Source organism: Actinopolymorpha singaporensis, assembly GCF_900104745.1.
Lineage (GTDB): Bacteria > Actinomycetota > Actinomycetes > Propionibacteriales > Actinopolymorphaceae > Actinopolymorpha > Actinopolymorpha singaporensis.
In genome coordinates, this window is sequence record NZ_LT629732.1 from 2161942 (window position 1) to 2177571 (window position 15630).

16 protein-coding genes are annotated in these 15630 nt (G+C 72.4%); 11 read left to right on the forward strand and 5 right to left on the reverse strand.

Annotation, left to right across the window (positions count from 1 at the left end; genetic code table 11):
* Positions 1-75 precede the first annotated feature (75 nt).
* The 3 genes from BLU27_RS09885 to BLU27_RS09895 all read left to right on the forward strand — a co-directional run bounded on the left by BLU27_RS09885 (position 76) and on the right by BLU27_RS09895 (position 3277).
* Complete coding sequence (locus BLU27_RS09885) at positions 76-1779, forward strand: serine/threonine-protein kinase (RefSeq protein ID WP_092652612.1); 1704 nt, start codon at positions 76-78, stop codon at positions 1777-1779.
* Positions 1780-1944: 165 nt separating this feature from the next.
* Positions 1945-2190: a hypothetical protein gene (locus tag BLU27_RS09890; protein WP_092652614.1), complete on the forward strand. Its 246-nt coding sequence runs from the start codon at positions 1945-1947 to the stop codon at positions 2188-2190.
* Positions 2191-2290: 100 nt separating this feature from the next.
* Positions 2291-3277: a sensor histidine kinase gene (locus BLU27_RS09895; RefSeq protein ID WP_197681765.1), complete on the forward strand. Its 987-nt coding sequence runs from the start codon at positions 2291-2293 to the stop codon at positions 3275-3277.
* A 53-nt stretch (positions 3278-3330) separates the two neighbouring features.
* On the opposite strand, the gene BLU27_RS09900 is transcribed toward BLU27_RS09895, so the two are convergent.
* Together BLU27_RS09900 and BLU27_RS09905 are read right to left on the reverse strand one after the other, a co-directional pair.
* Entirely contained in the window at positions 3331-5526 is a 2196-nt protein-coding gene (locus BLU27_RS09900; RefSeq protein WP_092652618.1) for a GMC family oxidoreductase, read from the reverse strand.
* 219 nt (positions 5527-5745) lie between these two features.
* Positions 5746-6528 carry a phytanoyl-CoA dioxygenase family protein gene (locus tag BLU27_RS09905; protein ID WP_092652620.1) on the reverse strand — a complete coding sequence of 261 codons (783 nt, stop codon included), beginning with the start codon at positions 6526-6528 and terminating at the stop codon, positions 5746-5748.
* A gap of 162 nt (positions 6529-6690) precedes the next feature.
* Here BLU27_RS09905 and BLU27_RS09910 point away from each other — a divergent pair, with 162 nt between their 5' ends.
* Positions 6691-7494: a helix-turn-helix transcriptional regulator gene (locus BLU27_RS09910; RefSeq protein ID WP_092652622.1), complete on the forward strand. Its 804-nt coding sequence runs from the start codon at positions 6691-6693 to the stop codon at positions 7492-7494.
* A 96-nt stretch (positions 7495-7590) separates the two neighbouring features.
* Here the strand turns inward: BLU27_RS09910 and BLU27_RS09915 are convergent, their stop codons facing one another.
* Positions 7591-8244, reverse strand: a complete 654-nt coding sequence (locus tag BLU27_RS09915; RefSeq protein WP_092652624.1) for a TetR/AcrR family transcriptional regulator — start codon at positions 8242-8244, stop codon at positions 7591-7593.
* Positions 8245-8577: 333 nt separating this feature from the next.
* On the opposite strand from BLU27_RS09915, the gene BLU27_RS29830 reads away from it, so the two are divergent.
* Positions 8578-9396, forward strand: a complete 819-nt coding sequence (locus tag BLU27_RS29830; RefSeq protein WP_157728380.1) for a hypothetical protein — start codon at positions 8578-8580, stop codon at positions 9394-9396.
* Between the two features lie 11 nt (positions 9397-9407).
* Here the strand turns inward: BLU27_RS29830 and BLU27_RS09925 are convergent, their stop codons facing one another.
* A complete protein-coding gene (locus BLU27_RS09925) occupies positions 9408-10247 on the reverse strand; it encodes a glycosyltransferase family 2 protein (RefSeq protein ID WP_172804922.1) in 840 nt (279 codons plus the stop codon).
* 340 nt (positions 10248-10587) lie between these two features.
* Here BLU27_RS09925 and BLU27_RS09930 point away from each other — a divergent pair, with 340 nt between their 5' ends.
* The 3 genes from BLU27_RS09930 (at position 10588) to BLU27_RS09940 (ending at position 13254) form a co-directional block, all read left to right on the forward strand.
* A complete protein-coding gene (locus BLU27_RS09930) occupies positions 10588-12096 on the forward strand; it encodes a hypothetical protein (RefSeq protein WP_092652628.1) in 1509 nt (502 codons plus the stop codon).
* 70 nt (positions 12097-12166) lie between these two features.
* On the forward strand, positions 12167-12823 hold the full coding sequence (locus BLU27_RS09935; RefSeq protein ID WP_241827891.1) for a class I SAM-dependent methyltransferase: 657 nt from the start codon (positions 12167-12169) through the stop codon (positions 12821-12823).
* Between the two features lie 20 nt (positions 12824-12843).
* Positions 12844-13254, forward strand: coding sequence for a RidA family protein (locus BLU27_RS09940; protein ID WP_092652632.1), 411 nt, complete (start codon positions 12844-12846; stop codon positions 13252-13254).
* Positions 13255-13308: 54 nt separating this feature from the next.
* On the opposite strand, the gene BLU27_RS09945 is transcribed toward BLU27_RS09940, so the two are convergent.
* Entirely contained in the window at positions 13309-13584 is a 276-nt protein-coding gene (locus BLU27_RS09945) for a DUF5302 domain-containing protein (protein WP_172804923.1), read from the reverse strand.
* Between the two features lie 140 nt (positions 13585-13724).
* On the opposite strand from BLU27_RS09945, the gene BLU27_RS09950 reads away from it, so the two are divergent.
* From BLU27_RS09950 to BLU27_RS09960, 3 genes are all read left to right on the forward strand, one after another.
* Positions 13725-14159, forward strand: a complete 435-nt coding sequence (locus BLU27_RS09950) for an SRPBCC family protein (RefSeq protein WP_092652636.1) — start codon at positions 13725-13727, stop codon at positions 14157-14159.
* A gap of 127 nt (positions 14160-14286) precedes the next feature.
* A complete protein-coding gene (locus tag BLU27_RS09955; RefSeq protein WP_092652638.1) occupies positions 14287-15069 on the forward strand; it encodes a vitamin K epoxide reductase family protein in 783 nt (260 codons plus the stop codon).
* Positions 15070-15180: 111 nt separating this feature from the next.
* Positions 15181-15615 (forward strand): DUF1707 SHOCT-like domain-containing protein, encoded by a 435-nt coding sequence (locus tag BLU27_RS09960; RefSeq protein ID WP_092652640.1) that lies wholly within the window; start codon positions 15181-15183, stop codon positions 15613-15615.
* Positions 15616-15630: the final 15 nt, after the last annotated feature.

Genomic DNA, 15630 nt, shown 5'->3' on the forward strand with positions numbered 1-15630 from the left:
GGGGCCCATGCAACCGGGCCCACGTAGTCCGGAACCGCGCGATGTCGCCACGGAGCCGATGAAGGGGAGCACGGCATGAGCGAGAACGACCGGCTGATCGCTGGCCGTTACCGCCTGGAGGAGCAGATCGGCAGCGGCGGCATGGGTGTCGTCTGGCGAGGCGTCGACGAGCGCCTGCACCGACCGGTCGCGGTCAAGCGTCTGCTGCTGCCTGCCTACCTCACCGGCACCCAGGCCGAGGAGGCGAAGCTTCGCGCGATGCGGGAGAGCCGCATCGCCGCCCGCATCCAGCACCCGCACGTCATCGCCACCTACGACGTGGTCGAGGACGACGGGCATCCCTGCCTGGTGATGGAGTACCTCCCCTCCAGGAGCCTGTCGGAGGTGCTGGAGGAGCGTGGTTCGCTCCCGGCGGCCGAGGTGGCGAGCATCGGCCGGCAGGCGGCGAGCGCGCTGGCGTCCGCGCACGCGGCCGGCGTCGTGCACCGTGACATCAAGCCCGGCAACGTCCTGCTCGGTGACAACGGCGTGGTGAAGATCGCCGACTTCGGAATCGCCCGCGCCGTCGGCGACGTGACGGTGACCGCGACCGGGCTCATCTCCGGCACTCCCGCCTACCTCGCGCCGGAGGTGGCGAAGGGCGAGGACGCCACGTTCGCCTCCGACGTCTTCTCGCTGGGTTCCACGCTGTACGCCGCGGTAGAGGGCGGGCCGCCGTTCGGTCGCAGCGAGAACCCCATCGCCTTGCTGCACCAGGTCGCGTCGGCGCAGGTCGCCCCGCCGCGCCGGGCGCCGCGCCCACTGGCCGACGTGCTCCAGCGCGTCCTGCGAGCCGACCCACGTCATCGCCCGCCGGCCGGTGCTGTGGCCCGCGAGCTGGCGGCGGTCAGCGCCCGGCTGTCCGGCACTCCGGCCCAGGGTGAGGACGCCGACACGACCAGGCGGTTCGACACGCCGGTGGCGGTACCCGGCGCTGACGCCACCGGTGCTTCCCGGCCCGCCCCGTCCGAGCCTGCTTCCGGGGCCGGCGCTTCCGGGGCCGTGGGAGCCGGGGCCGCCGCCGGTGCCGGGCTAAGCGACTTCTCGCCTCGTACGCCGTCGACGCCGTTCCCGCCGGAGGACTCCGAGCCTGCGGCGGCCGGTCCTGGTGGAGCCGGTGGTGACAGCCGGCGGCGCCGGTTCGGTGCGATCGTGGCGGCGGTGGTCGCCGTCGTGCTGATCGCCGGACTAGGTGTCGCGTTCGTGCTGGACCGCCGGGACAAGCCGGACGCCGGTCCGGTCACCGGCGCCACCACCGATCCGGCGACCCCGCGCAGCACGCCGACCCCGACGTCGAAGTCGCCGAGCCCGACTCCCACGACGAAGTCGCCGACCCCGACCCCGACCCCGACCACGAAGTCGCCGAGCCCGACGCCCAAGCCCACGCCGACGAAGACGCGGAAGTCGCCCAGCCCGAAGCCCACCAAGAAGGAGCCGCGTCAGTCGCAGGGCGAGGCGGTGTCCTCCTACTACTCCATGCTGCCGGAGAACACCTCCGGGGGCTGGTCCCAGCTGACCCCTCGGTACCAACGAAGGGCCGGTGGGTACGACGGCTACCAGCGCTTCTGGGCGCGGATGAGCGACGTGTCGGCCAGTGACGTCAGCACCAGCGGCAACGTCGTCCGGGCCCGGATCACCTACCACCTCAAGAGTGGTGGGACCGACCGGGAGCGGCGCAGCTTCACGATGGTGAAGCGGAACGGCCGGTGGCTGATCGACGAGTCCTCGGTGATCGGCTGACGCCTCGGCGCACCCGCAGCGCGCCCGACCACCGAACGTGCGGAAACGGCGCCTCGGGAGACCCGCTCGGTCGGCATAGGTTTGGAGGTGGGATGCGGCGCCAAGGATCTCCGAACGCGGCTCCGCACCCCCCCCGGACCCGATCGCTGAACCAGGAGGACCCAGATGACGACGACGCCGGACTCCGATCCCCGCCAGGAGCTGCAGCAGGTCGAGGAAGACCTCGCGCGACTGCGAAGGGAACTCGACGAGGTACGCGCGCTCGGTGGCACCCGTTTCGACCCTCCCAACGACGCCGGGGACGTGGCGGCCGAACTCACCGCTGAGGAGGAGCAGCAGGCGATCATCGCAACCCTGGAGAAGCGCCGCGACGACCTGCGCCGCAAGCTCGGCCTGGCCGAGGGAAGCTGAGGCCGAATCTCCTGTCCCATAACGGGATCTGTGCACGCGAACGGTGTCAAGCCGCACTTGGCGCCTTGGCGTGAGGTGATCGCGGTCGCATACTGGCCGGGTGGGCGGCACGCCGATAAAGCCGGCCGCGGTGGATCACGCGTCGCGGGTCGGACCCCTCGTGCACGAGGCATTCTTCTACCGCGACCGGGCAGCGCTGAGCGCGGCCCTGTTGCCGCGGTTCGCCGAGGCGTTCGCGTCCGGCCAACCGGTCGCGGTGGTCGCCCGCCGGTCCCGCACCGAGCTGCTCCAGGGCGCACTGGGCAGTGACGCGGGCCGCGTGCGCTGGCTCGACATGACCCGCGAGGGACGCAACCCCACCCGGCTGATCTCCGGTGTGCTCGGCCGGTTCGCCGACGAGTACCCCGACCGCCGGGTGCTGATCGTGGGTGAGCCGATGTGGCCCGAACGCCCCCGGGCCGACTACGCCGCGGTGGTCGCACACGAGGCGCTGATCAACGTCGCGTTCGCCGATCGCGAGCTGTCCGTGGTCTGTCCGTACGAGGTGAGCACGCTTCCCGCGCACGTGCTGCAGGACGCGGCGCGTACGCACCCCACCGTGGTGACCAGTGAGGACACCTGGGCGAGCCTTTCCTACCGCGATCCCGTCGACCTGGCGATGTCCTTCCTGAGCGACCTGCCCGAGCCGGAGAGTGTTCCGGAGCGGTTGACGTTCGGTGCGTACGAACTGGCACAGGTGCGCCAACTCGTGTACGCCCACGCCGTGCTGGCCGGCCTGGACAGTTCCCGCCGGGACGATCTCGTCCTCGCCGTCAACGAGGTCGCCACCAACACGCTGGTGCACGCCGGGGGTCAGGGCGTCCTGCGCGTCTGGCGGGAGACCGGCCGCCTCGTCTGTGAGGTGAGTGACCAGGGCCAGGTGAACGACCCGCTGATCGGCCGCCATCCCACGCCGGTGGCGTCGCGGGCACCGCAGCAGCAGGGCGGTCGCGGGCTCCTGCTGGTCAACGAGATCTGCGACCTGGTGCAGATCGCCACGGCATCCGGCACGACCGTACGCATGCACATGAACGTCGCCGACGACTGACCTCTCCGGCCGGCCGCACCACGCCCGGGGCGCGGGCGACCTGGCTCGCAGACTCAGCCCTTTTTCGCCAGCAGGTCGGCGACCCGGAACGCCATCGCGAAGATCGTCAGGACCGGGTTGACACCGCCGTTGGTGACGTGCAGCGACCCGTCCGCGAGGCGGAGGTTGTCGTGCCCCCACACGCGGCCCTTCGGGTCGGTCACCGACGTCGCCGGGTCGGTGCCCATCCGGCAGGTGCCGGCCTGGTGCTGGCCGCCGCTCGGGCCACGGCCCACCCCGCCGCTCGGCACCGTGCGCGTCGCGCCGCTCGCCGCGAGCCATTCCGCCGCGCGCCGCTGCAGCATCGCCGCCGTGGGCCGGTCGAGGTCGAGCACGCCGCCCGACAGCCGGGCCACGGGCATCCCGAAGACGTCGCGTACCCGCGGATCGACCGTGACCCGTGAGCGTGGGTTCGGCGTCTCCTGCAGCGGTCCCATCACCATCGTGGTGCGTTGGTACAGCTCACGCATGCCGCGCTTGCTCGCGGCACCGGACCGCGGGATGACCCCGGCGCCGGTGAGCAGGTTGTACGTCGCGAGCGGCATCGGCACGAAGTCGTTGGCCAGCATCCCGCCGCCCACCAGGCCGTCGTTGTGGTGGCGGAAGTCGTGGGTGGCGATCGTCGGGCCGGGACCGGCGCTGTTCTGCACCACGTCGTCGAAGATGCCGAGCGCACCGGCGTACACGTGCCCCTGCAGGTTGCGGCCCACCTGGTCGTGCCGGTTGCCCAGGCCGGTCGGTTCCGTGGCGGACGCGCTGTTGAGCAGCAGCCGCGCGGTCTCGATGGCTCCGGCGGCCAGGATCACCTGGTCGGCGGTGAGCGTGCGACGGCGTACCTCACCGTCGGCCGGGCCGGAGCCACCGGCGAGGGTGGCGAGCGCGACGCCGGTCACCCGGCCGCTGTCGTCGGTGACCACGCGTTCGGCGAACGTGCCGGTGACGAGGTCGCACCGGCCGGTCGCCAGCGCGCGGGGGAGAACGGTGTTGTGGCTGCCGTTCTTGGCCTCCGCCGGGCAGCCGAAGCCGACGCACTGGCCGCAGCGTACGCAGGCAGGCCGCCCGCCGTAGGGAGTGGAGTTGATCAGCAGCGGAACGTGGCCGGTGGACCAGCCGAGGTCGCGTGCGCCGGCGGCGAGCCGCGCACCGGACAGGTTGCCCGGCAACGGCGGCATCGGCAGTCCTCGCCGGCGAGGACCGGCACCGGTGAACCCGGCCGGGTCGCCGGCCACTCCGAGCTCCCATTCGGCGCGGTCGTAGTAGGGCTCCAGATCGTCGTACGACAGCGGCCAGTCGGCCAGTGAGCTGCCGTCGGGCACGCCGTACACGGAGGCCATCCGAAAGTCCTCCGGCACGAACCGCCAGGCCTGCGCGCCGAAAACCCGGGTGCCGCCGCCGACCGTCATCGCGTTGTTGCTCCAGCGCCCGTCGGTCGGCCCGACGACCACCTCTTCGTCGCCGTCAGGTGCCCAGACCCGCGGGTGCCCGGACGCGACCGGCCCGGCACTCTGCGCGTATCCGAACAACGCGCGGTGGCTGCGCAGGTGGTCTCCGCGCAGGTCCTCGGTGCGCAGGAAGTCGCCGCGCTCGACGGCGAGGACGCGGTAGCCGGCCTCGGCGAGCACGCAGGCCGCGGTGCCCCCGCCGGCGCCGGCGCCGACGACGATGGCGTCGTAGTGCGGTTCCAGGTCGCCGAACGGTGTCAACGGTAACTTGACGGTGAGTGCCTCAGGTGCCGGCCACTCGGCGTCCTGCGGCGCCGCGCGGTAGCCGACCATCCGCCAGGACACGCCGTCGCGGTTGCCGCCGTTGTCCGGATCGGCGTAGAAACCCTGCACAGCAAGGGACTCCATCAGTCGGAGGAACTCCGACCGGTCCACACCGCTCCAGTCGGCGGTGGTCTGCCCGGCGCGCAGGGCGTCGAGCACCTCGTCCCGGCCGGTGTCGGCCAGCGCGGCGAAGCCCGTGGTGCCTCCGCCGTCGCCGGACCTCGATTCCGCCCGCGCATCCGCCTCGGCGTCGAGCAGATCCAGTCCGGCCGTTAGCAACTCGACCGCGTGGGGGAGTTCGGTCCGCAGGATCCGGGCCAGGAAGTCACCGACTCCGGCGTCCCATCCGGACGGGAAGTCGTCTGCCGGCACCATTCGGTCGACGGCCGCGCGCAGGGCCGGCCGGGCCAGCAGTCCGGTGAGGGTGGCGTCGTCGGCGGGCATGGTCGACCTCCGCGGCAGGCTCGGTGTCCCGGGGCCCCTTCCTCGCGACCCTTCTGGAACGTGTCGAGGGGCGGAACCCGAGGCCCGCCCCGCGAACGACCCTATTCCCTCCGGAACTGGCGATGGAGCCCGGCGGCCGCCTCGGCCGGCGTGACGGGCGACCGGTTTCGGCGAGGGGCGGAACACGGTGGCCGGGCCGAGCTGACCCGAGTGGCGTACTCAGTCGACGTCGATCCGGCCGACGACCTCTCCGCCCGCGAGGAACTGCTCGAACTCACCCCACGGCTTGGAGCCGTCCTTGGTCATGATGACCTCCTTGGAGTACTGCGCGAGGTAGACCCGGCGCAGCCTGTCGGTGAGGTTCGGGCCGCTGCGGTGCATCACCACGCTGGAGAACACCGCGATCGACCCTGCGGGCACCGTCACCGGCATGCCGGGGTCGTCGCCGAAGTAGCAGACGAGGTCGTTCACCCGGGGGTCCGGGATGTGCTTGACGTAGGAGCGGATGCCGGAACGCGAGTACGGCCGCAGGTAGACCGAGCCGTTCTCCTCCGTCACGTCGTCGAGCGCGATCCAGCAGGTGAGGTAGGGCGCGTGGTCCTCGTGCACGTAGCCGGAGTCCTGGTGCCAGGCGAACGCCGTGTCCGGGTCGCCGGCCTTGATGACGTACTGCTCCCAGAAGAGGTACGCCTCCTCGCCCAGCGTCGCCCGGCAGATCTCCCGCATCAGCTCGCTGAACAGGAACTGCCGAAGCTCCGGCCGGTCGCGGTAGATCATGTGGCTGAAGTAGCGCTTGCCGCGGGCGTTGATGCCGATCCGGTCGGTGCCCGCCTCCTCCATCGCGGCGTCCAGCTTGTCCATGGAGTACTGCGCACCGCCGCGAAGCAGTTCCAGTTGCTCGTCGCTCAGTGCGCGTTCGAGGATGAAGTAGCCGTCGTTCTCGTACTGCTCCCGCATCTGCGGGGTGACCAGGGCGGTCCTGGACTCCTCGGTCGAGGTCATGGGTCGCTGCCTCCAGCGGGTCGGTGCGGTCTGTGCGCCGTCGGTGTACGCCCGACGCTAGGCCGCGGCGCCGCCGGAGTGGAATGGTCACGTTGGCCGGGACATGTACGTTCTGGCGCCCGGGTGGCCCGCCGGTCCGGACGCCCGGGTACGTTCGCGGGCATGGACTCCGGCACCAGGATCGCCGTGTCCGCCGCACCGGTGACCAGGCTTGGCCAGCTGGTGCTGGCCGGCGAGGTGGTCGACGACGAGCCGATGATGCCGTCGCCGCTGCGGGTGATGGAGGCGTACGTCCTGTCGGTGGTGCTCGCGGGGCACGGCCGCTACCGGCACGCCGACGGCCGGGAGGAGCCGGTCACCCCGGGCGCGCACACGCTGGTCCCGCCCGGCCGGCCGCACTGGTACGGCACCCTCGGCGGGCGGACCTGGACGGAGGTGTTCGTCGTCTTCACCGGTCCGTTGTTCGACGCCCTGGCCCGGGCGGGTGTGCTGGCTGAGGCCGGCCCGCGGTATCCGCGCCCGGCCCCGTCGGCCGCCGCGCTGCGGACCATCCTGGCCTCCACGCCGCGGTCGGTGCAGGCGGCCGAGCACCAGTTGGTGGCGTTCGCCGACTGGCTGCTGGACGTGACCGGGCCGGAGGAGTCGGAGGGCCCGAGTCCTGCCGTGGCCGCAGCCGTCGACCGGCTCGCCGACGACCTGACCGGCCGCCTCGACATGCGGTCGGTCGCCTGCGAGGTCGGGCTGCCGTACGACACGTTCCGGCGGAGGTTCGCCGCCGAGGTCGGCCAGTCACCGCTGGCGTTCCGCAACGCTCGGCGGCTGCAGACCGCCGCGACGCTCTTGCGTGTGACAGACATGACCACCAGGGAGATCGCCCGGACCCTCGGCTACACCGACGAGTTCCATCTGTCACGGAGGTTCCGCGCCTACTTCGGCCTGCCGCCGAGCGACTACCGCCGCTCGTGAGCAGCCCGGCCGTGCCTTTGCGGGCCCTTGTCTGGCGGGCCCTTGTCTGGCGGGCCCTTGTCTGGCGGGCCCTTGTCTGGCGGGCCTTGCCCGGGGTCAGGCGTTGTCGGCGAGGGCGAGAGCGGCGAGTCGTCTGGCCTGGGCGACGGCGCGGGTGGGTACGCCGGTCCCGTAGCTGACGCTCGCGCCCTCGTGGAGGACGAGCAGGCCGGCCGCGACGGTGCCGGGCCGGCGAATGCCCGCGGCCCTCACCAGGTCCGTGAGGTAACCGAGCAGCCAGCGCTTCTGCTCCAGGATGACCCCGCGCCCGGGATGGTCGGCGTTCTCCGGGAGCTCGGCGAGGGCGTTGACGAAGGCGCAGCCGCGGGTGTTCTCCCGCCGGGACCACTGCTCGAGCGCGTCGAAGGTGGCGAGGACGCGCTCGACGCCGACCTTCCTGTCGGCGGCGCCGTCCCCGCCCCTGTCCCCGTCTCTGTCCTTGTCCGTGCTCGCCCGCCTGCCCGTGCTCGTTCGCGCGGCCGCGTGGTGGTCGACGTAGGACGTCAGCCATTCTCGCCAGCGCTCGTCGCGCGCCCGGAGATAACAGGCGACGAGGACGTCCTTGGAGCCGAAGCAGTCGTACAGCGTCTTCTTGGTCACCCCGGCGGCACGCGCCACCGCATCCACGCCCACGGCATGGATGCCCTGGTCGTAGAAGAGAGCGGAGGCCGCGTCCAGGATCCGGCGGCCGGCCGGGGTGAGCTCTCGCATGCGACCCGACTATACCGACCGGTGGGGTGACGAGGGGGCGGCCCGCGCACGGCACAGGTATACCCGGCGGTATACCTGCAAGCGCGCCTCTTCCACCGCAACGGCCCGGCGCCGATGATCGGCCGCCCGCGCTCCAGCGCCACCGGGACCGCCTGTTCCCTGTCCTCGATGGCGCCCAGGGCAACGGCTGACGCCTGCGAGGTCCGGCCGCCCAGGTCGGCCGCGCAGTGGTCGCCGGATCCGCGACCGGTGCGTTCGGGGCTTTACGCCCGGGCCGGGTCCACCTACAACGGAGAGAACGCAGAGGTACGCCTCCCGTGGTAGGGGGACCCGATGAGCGCACCACCGGAGGGCCCGGTTTCGGAAGATCCGAGCTCACCCGACCCGACCCAGCGGATGCGGGCGCGGCTCGGGGCCGTGCTGGCGCTGGCGTCTGCTCAGCTCCCGAGGTCGGCCGCGCCGGACGTTCGTACGCCCACTGGCCCTACGCCGACCGACCGGACGCCGGTCGGCGGGCCGCCCACCGACCGGATGCGGGAAAGCCCGGTGCGGGAGACTCCGCCCACCACGCCGGCCCCCGGAGCTCCGGCCGCGCCCGCACCGGCTGCACCCGCACCGGCTGCACCCGCACCGGCTGCACCCGCACCGGCTGCACCCGCACCGGGCGCGTCTGCTCCGGATCGGGCACCTCGTGCGAACAGTCCCACCACCCCGCTGATCACCGCCGCCGTCGGCGCCTCCGTCCGGGTCCGGGCGAGTGAACCGAACGACCTCGGTGTGGCCGAGCGCACCCGGCTGGCGGGGTTGTTCAAGCGGGTGGGTGCCTGGGCGCTCGGACTGAGCGCGGCGGGGATGTTCTTCGCAGCCCTCGCGACGCTCAAGTGGGTCGGCGGGGAGAACGTCGACGTCGGTGCCGTCGGGTGGGCCGCGGTCGGGCTGGCGCTGGTCTCGCTGACCTCGCTCGTCCTGGCCTACTTCACCGTGATGGGCTTCCGGCAGATCGAGTACGAGGCAGATCTCGGCGGTGGACAGCACGAGGTCACCCAGCAGGGGAGCAGCCAGCAGGGGAGCAGCCAGAGCCGGCCGAGCCAGGGCGGTCAGGACCGGCGTACCGGGGACGGCCGTCGGGAGGACCGGCAGCCGACCTCCTGACCGCGCCGTCCTCACACGATCGGCGGCCGCCCGAGCAGGGTCATCCGCCAGACGGTGCGCCAGCGGATCGGCCGCCTGCCACCGCAGGGCCTGCGCCAGCCCTCGACGAAGCCGCCCGCCCAGGCCCGCAGGCCGGCGAACGGCGGTCTGCGGACGACCGTCACCAGAACCCACACGGCCAGGTAGATCGGGACCAGCAGTCCGGGCAGGTGCCGACGGGCCAGCCAGACCCGGTTGCGGGCGTTCATCCGGTAGTAGAGCTGGTGCCGGGCGGGCGAGGTGCGCGGGTGCTGGAGGAGGATGTCGGGCCGGTAGTCGATCCGCCAGCCCGCGTCCAGCGCCCGCCAGGCCACGTCGGTCTCCTCGTGCGCCCAGAAGAACTCCGCCGGCCAGTCGCCCACCTGCTCCGTCACCGCCATCCGGACGGCGTTGCCCCCACCGAGGAACGTTGTCACCCGGGAGGCCCGAAGCGGGTCGTGGGCGCGCAGGCGCGGGACGTGCCGGCGCTGGGTCACGCCCTGCTCGTCGGCGATCCGGAAGCTGATGATGCCGAGGTCGGCGTCGGCGGCGAACGCGTCGCGCACCTTCTGGGCGGTCCGGCGGTCGGGCAGCAGGCCGTCGTCGTCGAGGTACATCACGACGTCGACGTCGCCGTGCGCGCGCAGCCGGGCCAGCGCGACGTTGCGGCCCGCGGGCAATCCGAGGTTGACAGGGAGCTCGATGCCTTCGACCCCAGGCGGCAGCGCGGTCAGCCGGGTTCCCTGGCCGACCACCACCACCCGGTCCGGTGGGTCGGTCTGCCGGGTCAGCGAGGCCAGCAGTGCGGAAAGCTCCGCCGGGCGGTTTCCCATGGTCACCACAACGGCCCCGAGCCGAATCTCGCCCACTGCCGACGGGCGGAGCGGGGCATGTACCTGTCCGCTCGTCCGCAACTGAATACCCCCACGGAGCCCGTCGCCGCGCCGAAAGGCCTCCGATCGATCGGCCGCGGCGAATGTGTCCTTGCAGCGGATCGTAACCAAAGCGGCCCGACGTACTGCTTATTGCTGCTATCAGTGACCAAACCGCGTTCTGGGACGGGAGGTTTCGGTGGATCGAACATGATTGTTTACAAAGTTTCCGGAACTGTACCCTCACAAGCCCTTGTCACGGTTAGCTTGTGGGTTCCTTTTCGTACCGTCGGGGGAGGTCATGGCGACATCGGCAGGTACCCGCCTGGCTGCCTGGCGCACCGGTTGGGCGCGCCGGGAGAACGCCCGCCGTCGACGCGAGCACGAGCGGGCGAGTTCGGTCTGGGCGCGCGCCGACGCCGAACTCCGGTCGCTGGCGGCGACGGCGCGTACGCCGCGCCCGGTGGCTGCCGACCAGGTGCCCTGGCTGGACCTGCGGCCCGGCGAACGGGTCTGGTGGCATTCGCCGTCGGTCAGGCTGGTCCGCGCGGCCGGTCCCGTGCCCACCCTGCGGCGCCCGCGGTTCCACGACTTCACGCCGTCGCAGCTCGCCGGGCCGTTCGACGACCGGGTGCCTGCCGAGCTTCGGTTGGTGGACACCGGACCGCTCGCGATCACCGACCGGCGGGTGGTGTTCGGCGGCGCCGAGCGACGCGAATGGGCGCTTGTCCGCATCGCTTCGCTCGCCCACGACCCCGACCGCGCACTCACCTGGCTGTCCGCCGGCGGCCCCCACGACGGCCCGGGGTCAGGGCTGATGCTCGACCCGTACGCCGTCGCCGGTTTCCGCTTCCACCTCATCCGCGCACTGGCCGAGATCGCCGGCCGGAGGACCGTGTTCGCCGCGCACCTGGAGCGGCTGCGCGCGGCACACCAGCGGGAGCGTCCGCTGCCACCGTCGACAGCCCGTCCGGCTGACGCGCCGAATCCCCTGACGCTGCCGCTGGCCGCACTCGCCAGGCTGTACGCCGGCCCTTCCGGCGCCTCCGCGGCGCGGCGCGTCACCCAGTGCGTGGCGGGGGTGGCCGTCACGCTCGCGCTCGCCTCCATGGCGTTGCCGGCGCTCCCGGCGTTCCCTCGACCGTCGACGACGCCGGCCGGAACGCTCGCCGCGGCCGGCCTCGGCGGCGCCGAGGTGGACACCGAAAACCTGGGCCCACACGGGCCGGACCAGGTGAACGCCGATTCCGATGCTCAGGGGCTCGGCCCGGACGCCGGCCGCACCTCCGACCCGTCCCCGCGGGCCTCCCGCACGCGGCCGAACGGCGCCGTGACCCCGCGGCAGCCGACGCCGGCGACCCGCGAACCATCCCCCTCGGCCGGCGGCGGGCAGGGTCGCGGCCGTGATCTGCCGGCCCAGGACCCCGCGAATTCGGCCGGCTCGTCGAGGGCCGGGCACTCGGCCGGACTGTCAGGGTCGGCAGGGTCGGCCAGGTCGTCGGGCTCGGCCAGGTCGTCCGGCTCGGCCGGGTCGTCTGGCTCAGGAGCGGCCGGCCCGTCCGGCGAGGCGGACCGGTGCGGAGCGCCGGCCAATCCGTACGGCTACCACTTCTGCACCACCGGCCGGCCGATCGCGAGTCCGGAGCCCGGGATCTGCGGGTACTTCCGCTGCACGACGGACTTCTGGGCAGGGACCGGCTTCCTGGTGCAGTGCCGGGACGACGCGATCAGCATGGACGGCGGACACCGCGGCGCCTGCGCCGGTCACCGGGGCGTGCTCCGCATGCTGCGGGCCGCACCGGGGCGATGACACCCGTGGGACGTCTCATCGACCCGCCCTCGCCTCCCTCCGGTGTGCGCGTAGCTGACAGCATGACCGCATGAGTGGCGCGAGCGGCATGGACGGCGCGGGATGGGACGAGCGGTACGCCGCGGTCGAACTCGTCTGGGGTGCCGAGCCCAACCGGTGGCTGGCCGCCGAGACCGCCGACCTGCCGCCCGGACACGCCCTGGATCTCGCGGCCGGTGAGGGCCGGAACGCGATCTGGCTGGCCCGACGCGGCTGGGAGGTCACCGCCGTGGACTTCTCCGGCGTCGCCGTCGAGCGAGGCCGTCGGCTGGCCGGGTCCGAGGCTGCGGACGTCGCCGACCGGATCACCTGGAAGGTGGCCGACGTACGGGACGAGGTGGGGCCGGCCGGGGCGTACTCCCTGGTGTGTGTGATCTACCTGCACCTGGTCGCCGACGAGCGGCGCCGGGCCTTGTGGCACGCGGCGAACGCGGTCGCGCCGGGCGGCGTACTGCTGGTCGTCGGGCACGACACCACGAACCTCACCGAGGGCGTCGGCGGTCCGCAGGACCCGCGGGTGCTGTTCACGCCCGACGACATCCTGGGCGACCTGAACGCCGGGGCAGACGGCGCGGCGGCGGACTGGATCGTGGAGCGGGCCGAGCGGGTACGGCGTCCGGTGCACACCACCGGCGGTGAGACCCGGGACGCCATCGACGCCCTGGTCCGGCTGCAGCGGAGCCGTTGAACCCTCGGGATACTCACGGCATGTCCAGACTGATCACCCGAACCAACCCCGACGACCTGCACCCGACTCCGGGCTATCACCACGTGACCGTGGTGGAGGCCGGCCGGACGGCCTATCTCGCCGGCCAGTGCCCGCTGGACCGGACCGGCGCCGTGGTGGCGCCCGGCGAACTCGAACCCCAGGTCGACCAGATCGTGGCCAACGCCTTGGTCGTACTGGAGGTGGTCGGCGCAGTTCCCGAGGACGTAGTGCGTTCGGTGATCTACGTCGTGAGTTCGCGCAACGACGAGCTCGGCTCGGTCTGGCAGTGGTTCAACGCCTCGGAGCTGGCTCCGGCGTTCACGACCGCGAGCACGCTGCTCGGGGTGGCTCAGCTGGGCTACGCCGGTCAGCGGGTCGAACTCGACCTGACCGCCGCGCTGCCCTGCTGAGCACCGTCCAGTTGAGCACCGCTCAACTGGACGCTGCTCAACCGAACGCTGGCGTCAGCCGCTCTTGCGCCGGAAGGACCGCCGACCGGTGGTCGGAGCGAGCCCTTCCTGGATCTTCTGCGACGCCTTGCCGGTCCCTTCGGCGAGCTGGTCCCGGTGCTGGTGACGCTTCCGCTCCAGGCTCTCGCGGAACTTACGGCGTACGTCGTCCTCGCTGTCGCCGTTGGTTGCCTCGGGTGCCTCGGCGCCGTCCTGGGTGTCGGGCACCTCTGCGGCGTCTGGCGCCGGGGTGGACGCGGATTCGGGCTTACCCCGCTGTTTGCTGGCCATGGGGCAAAGCCTCGCACGCCCGCCCGCGAGGACGCGAGTGGATTGGCCGTGGCGTCCCGGCGGACGCCCACAGGCACGGGCGGGTCACCGAGCGGTGCTGGCGGACACCGCCGGGTGAGCGGGGTCGGTAGGGTCGCGGAATGGACATCAGCGCGTCGCGGGAGATCGCCGCCCCGGCGCGGCGGGTCTGGGACCTGCTGGTCGACTGGGAACGCCAGGGTGAGTGGATGCCCCTCACGAAGGTCCGGGTCCTGCCCGGCCCCCGCGAAGGACTCGGCACCCGGTTGGAGGCGGTCACCGGGGTCGGGCCGGCCGGCGTGACCGACCCGATGGAGGTGGTCGACTGGGCGCCGCCGGGCCGCTGCGTCGTCCGGCACGACGGCCGGGTGCTGCGGGGGACCGGGACGTTCGAGATCGAGCCCCTCGCGGCGGACCGGTGCCGCTTCACCTGGCGGGAGGATCTCCCCGCGCCCGGCGGACCAATCGGGGAAGCCGTGCTCGCCGGGCTCGGGCGGGTGTCCACGCCGTTCTTCGGGCACGCACTGGCGCGGCTCGCCAAGCTCGCCGAACGCTGAGCGAACGCTGTCCGGACACCAGCGGACAACTGGTGCCGAACGAGGCGTTGGCCGAACCCGGTCGCGGCCGGCGCGGGTCGCCACTGGAAGATGGACGACGCTGAACGCCGAACACCCGGGGGCTCACATGCCGCACTCGCCGACCGATCCTCCCGCTGCGCCGACGAACGCCGTCGACCAGGACGAACCGCGCGACAGCGCACCCGACCTGGCCGATCCGGACGACGCGGAACTCGACGACGAGTTCGACGACGAATTCGACGACGAGGAACTCGAGGCGGCGGCCCGTCCGCGCGCCTGGGCGAGGGTGCCCGGGTCGGAGGGGCCGTTTCCCCGGCTGCTTCCGCTGTTGTACGTCATCGGCGGTGTGATCGGCCTGGCCGCGGCGTTCGTGCTGATGGTCGAGAAGGTCGAGCTGCTGATCAACCCGAAGTACGTCCCGAGCTGCAACCTGAACCCGATCATCTCCTGCGGTTCGGTGATGAAGACCGAGCAGGCGGCGGCGTTCGGGTTCCCGAACCCGCTGCTCGGGGTGGCCGGGTTCGCGGTGGTTCTCACCATCGGCGCCGCGCTGCTGGCCGGCGCCACCTTCCGGCGGTGGTTCTGGCTGGGCCTGCAGGCCGGCACGGTGCTCGGGGTGATCTTCGTGCACTGGCTGATGTACCAGACGCTCTACCGGATCGGTGCGGTGTGCCCGTACTGCGTCGTGGTGTGGTTCGTGACCATCCCGATGTTCCTCTACACCACGCTGCACAACCTCGACCGCGGCCACCTGCCCGTCGGCGCCGCCGGCCGGAAGGTCGCGGGAGTGCTGACCCGCTACCACGCGACGATCCTGACCGCGTGGATCATGGTGATCCTGGTGCTGGTCGGGGGCCGGTTCTGGTCATACTGGAGCACCCTCCTCTGACAGGGACTCCCCGTGCCCCACTCCCCGGGACAGCCGGTACGCCCCACGGCGTAGGCAGGAGTCGTCCGCATGGGCGATTGCCGGTGCCCGGTGCGCGAGCGACTATGAGGCATGAGCACCGAGCACCAGCCGATGAGGGCGTCGGACCAGGAACGCGACGAGGTGGCGCGGCGGATCCAGGAGGCCACCGCCGAGGGCCGGTTGACGCTCGAGGAATCCGACGAGCGGCTCACCGGTGTGTTCGCCAGCAGGTACCGCCACGAGCTGGCAGCCCTGGTCGCCGACCTTCCCGTGAGCAGCCCGGCGGTGCCGGTGCGGACAGGGGCCCCGGCCAGACCGGCGCTGGCGTCCGACGGCCGGCGGTGGGCCGATCCCGGCCTGCTGATCCACACCCTCATCGTGGTGCTGTTGTCGGCCGTGATGCTCGGACACTGGGTGGCCACCAGCAACCACGACCATCACCCCTGGCCGGTCTTTCCGCTGGTCTGGCTATGGGTCAGCGTCGCCATCCACGCGCGCAGGCGAAACGAGCGGGCTCGTCGATAACGCGACCATGAGAGA

What these genes read in the sequence shown, in the direction of transcription:
- BLU27_RS09955 (WP_092652638.1), top strand. Translation starts at nt 14,287, where the DNA reads ATGCCGCACTCGCCGACCGATCCTCCCGCTGCGCCGACGAACGCCGTC.
- BLU27_RS09960 (WP_092652640.1), top strand. Translation starts at nt 15,181, where the DNA reads ATGAGCACCGAGCACCAGCCGATGAGGGCGTCGGACCAGGAACGCGAC.
- BLU27_RS09925 (WP_172804922.1), bottom strand. Translation starts at nt 10,247, where the DNA reads ATGGGAAACCGCCCGGCGGAGCTTTCCGCACTGCTGGCCTCGCTGACC.
- BLU27_RS09945 (WP_172804923.1), bottom strand. Translation starts at nt 13,584, where the DNA reads ATGGCCAGCAAACAGCGGGGTAAGCCCGAATCCGCGTCCACCCCGGCG.
- BLU27_RS09885 (WP_092652612.1), top strand. Translation starts at nt 76, where the DNA reads ATGAGCGAGAACGACCGGCTGATCGCTGGCCGTTACCGCCTGGAGGAG.
- BLU27_RS09890 (WP_092652614.1), top strand. Translation starts at nt 1,945, where the DNA reads ATGACGACGACGCCGGACTCCGATCCCCGCCAGGAGCTGCAGCAGGTC.
- BLU27_RS09905 (WP_092652620.1), bottom strand. Translation starts at nt 6,528, where the DNA reads ATGACCTCGACCGAGGAGTCCAGGACCGCCCTGGTCACCCCGCAGATG.
- BLU27_RS29830 (WP_157728380.1), top strand. Translation starts at nt 8,578, where the DNA reads ATGAGCGCACCACCGGAGGGCCCGGTTTCGGAAGATCCGAGCTCACCC.
- BLU27_RS09915 (WP_092652624.1), bottom strand. Translation starts at nt 8,244, where the DNA reads ATGCGAGAGCTCACCCCGGCCGGCCGCCGGATCCTGGACGCGGCCTCC.
- BLU27_RS09940 (WP_092652632.1), top strand. Translation starts at nt 12,844, where the DNA reads ATGTCCAGACTGATCACCCGAACCAACCCCGACGACCTGCACCCGACT.
- BLU27_RS09910 (WP_092652622.1), top strand. Translation starts at nt 6,691, where the DNA reads ATGGACTCCGGCACCAGGATCGCCGTGTCCGCCGCACCGGTGACCAGG.
- BLU27_RS09950 (WP_092652636.1), top strand. Translation starts at nt 13,725, where the DNA reads ATGGACATCAGCGCGTCGCGGGAGATCGCCGCCCCGGCGCGGCGGGTC.
- BLU27_RS09935 (WP_241827891.1), top strand. Translation starts at nt 12,167, where the DNA reads ATGAGTGGCGCGAGCGGCATGGACGGCGCGGGATGGGACGAGCGGTAC.
- BLU27_RS09930 (WP_092652628.1), top strand. Translation starts at nt 10,588, where the DNA reads ATGGCGACATCGGCAGGTACCCGCCTGGCTGCCTGGCGCACCGGTTGG.
- BLU27_RS09900 (WP_092652618.1), bottom strand. Translation starts at nt 5,526, where the DNA reads ATGCCCGCCGACGACGCCACCCTCACCGGACTGCTGGCCCGGCCGGCC.